At 44.9% G+C, this 9,015-nt stretch carries 10 protein-coding genes; 5 read left to right on the forward strand and 5 right to left on the reverse strand.

Features of this window, described 5'->3' with window-relative positions:
- Positions 1-144: 144 nt before the first annotated feature.
- Positions 145-345, forward strand: a complete 201-nt coding sequence (locus ACY3LV_RS02545; RefSeq protein ID WP_148963182.1) for a DUF2188 domain-containing protein — start codon at positions 145-147, stop codon at positions 343-345.
- 47 nt (positions 346-392) lie between these two features.
- Here ACY3LV_RS02545 and ACY3LV_RS02550 read toward each other — a convergent pair whose 3' ends face one another.
- The gene (locus ACY3LV_RS02550; RefSeq protein ID WP_148963181.1) at positions 393-596 is read right to left on the reverse strand and encodes a hypothetical protein; all 204 of its coding nucleotides are present in this window, start codon (positions 594-596) and stop codon (positions 393-395) included.
- A 120-nt stretch (positions 597-716) separates the two neighbouring features.
- Here ACY3LV_RS02550 and ACY3LV_RS02555 point away from each other — a divergent pair, with 120 nt between their 5' ends.
- From ACY3LV_RS02555 to ACY3LV_RS02565, 3 genes are all read left to right on the forward strand, one after another.
- Complete coding sequence (locus tag ACY3LV_RS02555; protein WP_064815417.1) at positions 717-860, forward strand: YycC family protein; 144 nt, start codon at positions 717-719, stop codon at positions 858-860.
- 72 nt (positions 861-932) lie between these two features.
- Positions 933-2,135 carry a CynX/NimT family MFS transporter gene (locus ACY3LV_RS02560; protein WP_333562197.1) on the forward strand — a complete coding sequence of 401 codons (1,203 nt, stop codon included), beginning with the start codon at positions 933-935 and terminating at the stop codon, positions 2,133-2,135.
- A gap of 116 nt (positions 2,136-2,251) precedes the next feature.
- On the forward strand, positions 2,252-4,369 hold the full coding sequence (locus ACY3LV_RS02565; protein WP_464863344.1) for a glycosyltransferase family 39 protein: 2,118 nt from the start codon (positions 2,252-2,254) through the stop codon (positions 4,367-4,369).
- Positions 4,370-4,412: 43 nt separating this feature from the next.
- Here the strand turns inward: ACY3LV_RS02565 and rplI are convergent, their stop codons facing one another.
- The 4 genes from rplI to ACY3LV_RS02585 all read right to left on the reverse strand — a co-directional run bounded on the left by rplI (position 4,413) and on the right by ACY3LV_RS02585 (position 8,179).
- The gene (rplI, locus tag ACY3LV_RS02570) at positions 4,413-4,862 is read right to left on the reverse strand and encodes a 50S ribosomal protein L9 (protein WP_087993671.1); all 450 of its coding nucleotides are present in this window, start codon (positions 4,860-4,862) and stop codon (positions 4,413-4,415) included.
- On the reverse strand, positions 4,859-6,838 hold the full coding sequence (gdpP, locus tag ACY3LV_RS02575) for a cyclic-di-AMP phosphodiesterase GdpP (protein ID WP_087993670.1): 1,980 nt from the start codon (positions 6,836-6,838) through the stop codon (positions 4,859-4,861). The genes rplI and gdpP overlap by 4 nt, the downstream gene beginning before the upstream one ends.
- A gap of 36 nt (positions 6,839-6,874) precedes the next feature.
- Entirely contained in the window at positions 6,875-7,804 is a 930-nt protein-coding gene (locus ACY3LV_RS02580; protein WP_333562199.1) for a YybS family protein, read from the reverse strand.
- A gap of 225 nt (positions 7,805-8,029) precedes the next feature.
- The gene (locus ACY3LV_RS02585) at positions 8,030-8,179 is read right to left on the reverse strand and encodes a hypothetical protein (protein WP_148963176.1); all 150 of its coding nucleotides are present in this window, start codon (positions 8,177-8,179) and stop codon (positions 8,030-8,032) included.
- Between the two features lie 143 nt (positions 8,180-8,322).
- On the opposite strand from ACY3LV_RS02585, the gene ACY3LV_RS02590 reads away from it, so the two are divergent.
- Entirely contained in the window at positions 8,323-8,805 is a 483-nt protein-coding gene (locus ACY3LV_RS02590) for a spore coat protein (RefSeq protein WP_333562200.1), read from the forward strand.
- The last annotated feature ends 210 nt before the right edge of the window (positions 8,806-9,015 follow it).

Genomic DNA, 9,015 nt, shown 5'->3' on the forward strand with positions numbered 1-9,015 from the left:
AATCTCCAAACTCCATTCTACCATTTCTACAGAAAAAAAATAGAAAAATTGTCTGTTTCCTGTTTTTTTCAGGTAGCCGATTGGATCGTTTCGGACAGTAACAGGTCGGGAAAGACGAAATAAAACGTGAGGGAGGAATGAAAGATGATGAAAGAATATGCCGTTACACCCAATGTCGATGCGGATGGCTGGTTTATTAAGGTGGAGAATGTGGCGCCGACAGCTTTGTATACATCTAAAGATGCCGCAATTGAAAAAGCCAAACAGGTGGCAAAAGAAAACAGTCCGGCAAAGCTTGTGATTTATGACAAGTTTAAAAATGTAGAAGAGGAATACTCATATTAATGAATGAAACCCTTCGCTGCAGCGGGGGGTTTTTTAGCGGTATCGCCTTATTTCATCCATTGGAAACCTGTGTGCATCATCAGATCCGCCGCTTTTTGATATAGATCCCACTCCTCGAACGAAGCACATTTCCCCATCAGTTCTTGAAGCTTTAGCCTCACTGCTAAATATTCTTCAAAGGTGACAGCTTTCTCAGTATCTTTTTGTCGTTCATTCAGCATTTGTTTTAATAATGGCAACTGCATGTACATAGGAACCCTCCTTACCTCTTTTATAACGGGCATTTTCGGATTGCTCTACTCCTTTGTGACATCTTCTTACGTTTCCCATCTGATTCTTGTACAATGGACAGAAGAGAGGAGGAATCTTTTGTGAGACCTTTGCAAATTTCTGCTGAAACTGCACAAAAGCTTGCAGAGTCCTTGAATCTGCCGCTTGAACAGATCATGCATATGCCTCAGCATATCCTGCTTGCCAAATTGGCCGAATTGCAGAAAGAAGAAGAACAATCGTAGCATTCGTTCGCATACTTGCTGATATCTTATGGAATTATATTTAGTATATGTTAGAAAGAAGGAGTAACTGCTTTGCCAAAACATAAAAACATCCAATCTTTTTGGCTGATCATCGGCATTATCTTTATCGCCTTTAACTTGAGACCAGCGATCACTTCAGTTGGTCCGGTCATCAGCTCAATCAGGGCAGATCTTCATATGTCGAATGGGACAGCCGGATTTTTAACAGCGCTGCCGCTGCTTTCGTTTGCGGTTCTTTCTCCGCTTGCGCCTAAGTTTGGACAGCGGCTTGGAAATGAACGGACCTTATGGCTCGGCCTTTTGATGTTATTGATCGGGATTTTGCTTCGTTCTGCCGGCTTGATCTTGGCCTTATTTGCCGGAACGGCATTAATCGGCATCGGCATTGCCATCGGAAACGTTCTGCTCCCAAGCTTAATTAAGCACAAATACCCTGAAAAATCAGGAATCATGATCAGCTTATATACCACCTCAATGTGTATATTCGCCGCTTTAGCGTCAGGTGTCAGTGTGCCTCTGGCAGCACAAATGGAGGGCGGATGGAAACAGGCCTTTCTCTTATGGGGCGGTTTGGCTTTCCTTGCATTGCTCATCTGGATTCCTCAGCTGCGCCACCGGGATACGGCAAACAAGGCGGTAAAGCTACAAACCAGTTCCATTTGGGCTTCCAAAATGGCATGGCATGTCACCATTTTTATGGGACTGCAATCCTTTTTATTTTACAGCAGCATCGCATGGTTTCCCGAAATTCTCCGTTCACACGGGATTGATACGTCAACAGCTGGATGGATGGTGTCACTCATGCAATTTGCGAGTCTGCCTTCCACGTTTCTGACACCTGTTTTCGCAGATCGCTTGAAACACCAGCGCGGCATTGTTGCGGGGCTGACTGCCGTTTATCTCATCGGGCTATGCGGATTGCTGGCGGGCGGTAGCCATATCCTGCTTACCGTCTGGATGATCATCATCGGTATCGGACAAGGCTCCAGCATTAGTCTGGCGCTCACTTTGATTGGTCTCCGCAGTGAAAATGCCCAGCAGGCCGCCGCGCTGTCAGGCATGTCACAGTCGTTCGGCTACCTGCTTGCAGCCGTCGGGCCAATCTTTGTCGGCTATCTCTTTGACCAGACGCATTCATGGACAATGCCGCTTGTCCTTCTCATTGCCGCCCTGATCGCAATGGGAGCAGCCGGGCTGGGAGCCGGTCGGGATCAATACATTCTTCAGCCAGAGAAACAAAGAAATTCAGCCTAAAAAGCGGGGAATATCTCTCCGCTTTTTTCCATGAAGTTCTTTGAATATTTATGGTTTATTCATAAGTTTTTCATATTTGTTTTTTACAATTAGACACCATAAAGAGGTGAAAAACGATGAAAAACAAACGATTCGACTTTATCCTTATTCTCATTTTGCTTGCAGCGGCTTTTCTGAATACGTATAACATTTGGCAGGATGACACAGCGAACCAATACTATTTGGCGGCTGTGAAAAGCATGACGCTAAGCTTCCACAATTTCTTCTATGCGTCATTTGACCCTTCCGGATTTGTAACAGTGGATAAGCCGCCTGTTGTTTTATGGATTCAAACGATTTTCGCACTGATTTTCGGCGTTCACACGTGGAGTGTAATCATGCCTCAGGCTCTCGCCGGAGTTGGATCTGTATACCTTATCTACAGAATGATCAAACCGGCCTTTGGCATTGGAGCGGCCCGCATTGCCGCACTTGTCATGGCACTGACGCCTATCGCAGGAGCCGTCAGCCGAACAAACAACATTGACAGCATGCTTGTCTTTACCTTATTGCTCGGTTCAGCTTGCCTGCTCCGGGCAGTAAAGCAAGGCAAACTGCTTTGGCTGTTGACGGCATTTGCCCTGATTGGACTCGCCTTTAATATGAAAATGATGCAAGCGTTTATGGTATTACCTGCATTTGTGTTATTCTACCTGATTGCATCTCGGGTTTCTTTGAAGAAAAAAATCGGCTCTCTGATTCTGTCTCTCATCCTTCTAACAAGCCTTTCGCTCTCATGGGCAGTTGTGGTCGATTCAGCCTCATCCTCCAGCCGCCCGTATGTCGGAAGCAGCCAGACCAACTCAGTGTTAGAACTGGCCTTCGGTTACAACGGCACAGAGCGTCTGTTAGGACAAACCACTGGTCTTGCAAAGGGTGATACAAATGCCGCCGGCGGTAACACGCAGAATCATAACACCATGCAACCGCCAAACGGCAACGGATCATCTTCCTCTCAGGACGGAACCAGCAAGCCTGGCGGAAGTGCCAGCAATCAAAACGATAACCAATCATTCCAGAACAACTCACAAGCACCTCAGCCGCCCAGCGGACAGACCGGCGCTTCCAATGGAGGCGGTGGCACACCTCCAACAAGAGGTAACGGACCTGGAAACGGCGGGCCCGCCGGTGGAAATGGAGGACCTGGCGGTGGCGGCGGAACAAGCATGAATATGTTCGGCACCGGCGATGCAGGACCGCTTCGTCTCTTCCAATCGGCGCTTTCCGGCCAAATCAGCTGGATGCTTCCATTCGCATTGATCGGATTGCTGGGCGGAATCGTCAGCTGGTACCGTGATCGCCGCGGACAAGCAGCTGAAATGAAAGAAACGATCTTCTGGACGGCTTGGCTCGTTCCTGTGGCTGGTTTCTTCAGCGTCGCAGGATTCTTCCACCAGTATTATTTGATCATGCTGGCACCGCCGATTGCCGCACTTTCCGGTATTGGCTGGTATACGATGTACCGTTTATACCAAAACAATAAAGACTGGGCCAGCTGCCTGCTGCCTGCAGCCGTTCTGATCACAGCCGCGTTTCAGGTTTATATTCTGAGCGCTTATACAAGCCAAATCGGCAGTGTATGGATGTATGTACTCGGGCTATTAGGACTTGGCGTCACTCTTGCGCTTCTGATGCTTAAACGCAGCCATCCGTTCAGCAAGCAGCTGACTATCATCAGCCTATGCGTTCTGCTGCTCGCACCGGTCTACTGGTCAGCAACACCGCTTCTATACGGAGGCAACAGCGTCCTTCCGGAATCGGGTCCGCAGCTCAAAAGTTCAGCAAACGGCGGGAGCATGTTCTCCTCAGAGGTCGACACCGCACTCCTGTCCTATCTGAGAAAGCATAATACCGGTGAAGAGTATTTATTCGCTACTTTGACAACCGTAACAGCTGCGCCATATATCATTAATGAAAATGAATCTGTTATGGCAATGGGCGGATTTAACGGCACAGATCCTATTCTGACTGTTTCCGAACTGAAAAAACTGGTCAAAGAAGGCAAAGTGAAATACTTCCTTCTGCCAGGAAATAACTCAGGCAAGAGCGATCTTGTTTCCTGGATTAAGAAAAACGGAAAAGAAATATCATCTGACGAGTACAGCAGTTCCTCCAGCAGCACAAACAGCAGTCAGCAAGGCATGAGAGGAGGACCTGGCGGTGAAAGCCAGCAAACTCTTTATCTTGTAGAATAAAAAAAGAGGCTTGGATTGCTCCAAGCCTTCTTTTCTATTTCTATTAAGCTTCTTCTTTCACATGTACCTTCAACACAGCCTGCACCTCAGGATGAAGCTTCACAGGCACATTTGTATATCCCAACGCACGAATGCCGTCCGGCAAGTCAAGCTTCCGCTTATCTACTTTAATCTTATGGTCTTTTTGGAGCTGTGCAGTAATTTGTTTACTTGTTACAGAACCGAATAAACGGCCGCCTTCGCCTGATTTCGCGCTGAGCTCAACAGTCAGTTTTTCTAAAGTCTCTTTTAAGTTCTTTGCCTGCTCAAGCTCGGCGATGGCTTCTTTTTTCTCTTTCTGCTTTTGTCCGTTTAGCACGCTGATATTTGACGCGTTCGCTTCCACTGCGAGGCCTTTTTTAATCAGAAAGTTTTGCGCATATCCGTCTGCTACGTTTTTGACTTCGCCTTTTTTTCCTTTTCCTTTTACATCTTGTAAAAAAATAACCTTCATCTCTGTACGCCTCCCTCAAAATACTCATCTATGGCGTGCTTCAGCCGTTCCAGCGCTTCCGTTACTGAAATGCCGGACAACTGAGTCGCCGCATTTGTTAAATGTCCTCCGCCTTCCAGCGCCTCCATGATGATCTGAACATTGACCTCGCCAAGTGACCGCGCACTGATACAAACGGTTTGTTCATCCCGTCTCGCCACCGCAAATGAAGCCTCAACCTCACTCATAGATAGCAGCGAATCAGCCGCCTGCGCAACCAGCACTTGATCGAAGTATTCCTCCTCATTTTCAGGAAGAGAAGCAATCGCAATGTTCTCTTTATAAAGGACCGTATGCTGGATCAGCTTCGCCCGTTTAATATAGGAATCAACGGTTTCTTTCAGGAACTTCTGCACAAGCACCGTATCGGCGCCTTTTGCCCTTAAATAAGAAGCGGCATCAAAAGTCCGCGATCCTGTGCGGAGAGAAAAGCTCTTTGTATCCACTATTATACCAGCTAATAGGGCTGTTGCTTCAATCATATTGATTTTTAAGCGCTTCGGCTGATATTCAAGCAGCTCTGTCACCAATTCAGCTGTCGAAGAAGCGTACGGCTCCATATAAACGAGCAGCGGATCTCTGATAAACTCCTCACCCCTGCGGTGATGGTCGATGACCACGACATGTTCAATTTTATTGACCAGCCGTTCCTCCATGACAAGTGACGGCTTATGTGTATCAACGATCACAAGCAACGTGTCATCATTGGAAATCTCCATCGCTTCTTCAGGGGTAATAAACCTTGACCACAGCTCTTCATATTTTTTAATTTCTTCAATCAAACGCTGGACACTTGATCCGATTTGGTTTGGATCAATGACGATAAAACCATCTTTGTTATTTGCCTGAGCCACCTTTAAAATCCCGATCGCTGCGCCGATAGAATCCATGTCAGGGAATTTATGCCCCATGATAATCACATTGCTGCTTTCAGAGACGATTTCCTTTAAGGCATGGGAAATGACACGGGCCCGCACCCTTGTTCGTTTCTCCATCGGGTTTGTTTTACCTCCGTAAAACTTCACCTTGCCGTTCGGCAGCTTAATGGCTACTTGGTCTCCGCCGCGTCCCAGCGCTAAATCCAAGCTGGATTGCGCCAAATCGCCAAGTTCTTTCAGCGAGGAGACTGAAGCCCCGACACCAACACTTAACGTCAGCGCAACGCCGTCGAATGAGGTTTTTTCCCGTACCTCATCAAGAATTGAAAACTTCGAATTTTCAAGTTCAGTTAAGATGTGTTCATTAAGTACAGCAATAAAGCGTTCTGAAGACGTCCTTTTCAGGAAGATCCCGTACTCCTGCGCCCAAGCGTTCAGCAAAGATGTCACCTGGCTGTTCATTGTGCTTCTCGTCTGGTCATCCAACCCTTGTGTCACATCATCATAGTTATCAAGGAAAATATACGCCAGCACGGTTCTTTCGTTTTCATAAAGCTTTTCAATCTGGATTTGTTCCGTTACATCAAAGAAATACAACAGGCGCTCATCCCGTTTGATGACAACCTTAAACTTACGGTCATTCAATGTAACCGTTTCCGATTCCACCTCTTGTTTGATGAGCGGCACAACCGATTCACAGGTATCGTAAAGTGATCTCCCCACTAATGTGCTTTCATTAAAGCAAGAAGAAAGAAACGGATTTGCCCATTCTATATAATATTGATCATTAAAAAGCATGATGCCGATCGGCATTTCCATCAATGCCTCTTCACCGACTTTTTTCAACCTGTAGGATAACGTAGAAATATAATCATCAATCTCTTGTCGAATAAGAGAATCAGCGCGTTTAATAAAAAACAAAATAACTGCAAGCAGCAGCACTTCGACGGTTCCTAATATCCAGTTAAAATAAAAGCTGATGAGGATTGCAATGATTGACAGAGCAATCATGGCATAGATGGGATACCGAAACAGCGGTTTTTCATAAAAGCTTGGCATTTCTATCACTCCCCACCATGTGAGTAAAACTCATGTTCATTTCACCTTATTCCTTATATTAAAGCCTATATCTATAACGCCTAAAATGCGAATCGCTGCCATAAAAATCGGATGCACGAGCCCAAGAACCACTGCAATCACAGCCACAGCCTTCGGATATTGTTTTTTATGGCAATAGAAAAAGATAAATGATAAACCTTGGATGAAAATCAGAAACCCGAGTATAAACTCCCCATTTAAAGCGATAGAGTACAGCATTTGGCCCTTTTCTAAAGGCAAAAATGAAAGCAACACAATCATTAAATACAGCACTACAACACTTTGCGGAAACTTCAACTCTCTAAAAGGCTTTAGATTAGGAATATCGGGGGAGAATCGCCTTAAGAGCGGCTTAGCGATAAGGTAACTGAGGAAAGAAAAAATAGCTCCTACCATCACAATAGCTGTTGGAAAAAGATATTGAACGATACCCAATTGTTCTTCCATCAGTTTCAATTGCTTCTCAAGCTGTTCAGCATTGCCCGACTGCTTCACTACCGTTCCTACCATATCAAGGGACTGCCGGTATTGTGTCATTGCTTCATCAATGATATTGATACCCAAAAATTGAATGCTTATCACAAAATAGAAGACGATACAGAGCATATAAATAAGAGCGCCCGAAATGACAGCGTTCCCGGGTTCTTTCTTTTTGAAAAAATGCCCCATGGCAATGCCGGCGCAAGCTGACATAAAAGCTAAAATAAGTCCGTTAAAGGACCCGACAATAAAAACAACCGGAAGACTGACAGCGCCCATCCATATTCCCAATTTGAATCCATGTCTAATCGTATACAGAATCATGGGCAGCGGCAGTGCAAAAAACAAAATTGTTCCGATCACAGGTACATATACGACCAAAAGCGTGATGATCGCAAACAGACTGATTAAAACAGCGCCTTCCATTAAAGCTCTCGTTTGTTTCACTTAGTCACCTCGTATCATCCTTAAAACACGAATAGAAAAGAGCAGCATAAACGACTGCTCTTTTTTCATCGTTGCAACATGCTTTGCATCGAATGTTTTAATATCTTCTCTACATTTTACTTTTATATTTTAACATAAGTCCAAATCGCAAGTAAAATGACGCTGATGTTTCATGTGAAACATTGCAAATGAAAAGACATTCTTTGAAAAGAATGCCCATCACAATTAATGTTTATCATCCATAAAGCCAGAAGATTCCTTGTTTTTCTTTTTCGTTTTTCTGACATACATAAAGATTATGATCACCAGTAAAAGGGTTGTTGCCTGCAGAACGCCGCTGCTAAACAAGAAAAAGTTCTTTATCATGTCCCACATGTGTTTCACCTCTTTTTGCATTTCTCAACCCGTATCGTATATAAGATGAATTTCCCGTTTTAAAAACTTCAAAACATCATGAACAATATTGAGCGTTAGGCATATGCTGATATGGAATCTGATTGATAAAGGGGAATTGTTACATGGATGAACGCAGAACATTGGCTTGGCATGAGACATTAGAGTTGCATGAGCTGGTCGCTTTTCAGGCAATCGGACTCATTAAACTGAAGAAAATGATAAAAGAAGTAAAAGACCCTCAGCTTAAACAGCTTTATGCCGTATCCATACAAGCCATTGAGCAAAATTTAAGAGAGCTTCTCCAGTTCTTCCCTCAGGCACCGATGCCTCGTGAAGACGAAGAGGAACGCGCGGATAACCCATTCTACAGCGGCGACTTGCTTGTTCTTGCCAAAACATCTGTCCGCAACTACGCCATTGCCATCACTGAAACAGCGACACCTCAATTAAGAAACGTGCTTGTCAAACAGCTGAACGCAGCCATTAAATGGCATGCGCAAATATTCCAATACATGTATCAGCGCGGATACTATCCAGCTTACAACCTTTCTGAACTATTGAAAAATGATGTCAGAAACGCCCACAAAGCTCTTTCAATGAAATAAAACAAGCAGCAAAGGAGTTCCCTTTGCTGCTCAGCTTGTAGAGAAAACGACGTTTTTTCTACAAGCTTTTTTGTTTTCTGCTGTTTCTTTAGTTGTTCAGCTAATTTCAAAAGCAGAAAAAGAGCTCCCACATACCTAGCCCTGCTTGGCTAGGTATGTGGCAATCTTCTTCATGTTCTGGCATGCGGCTGTGAGGAGAACTTGTTCACT

It is taken from the genome of Bacillus sp. 11C, assembly GCF_055486375.1.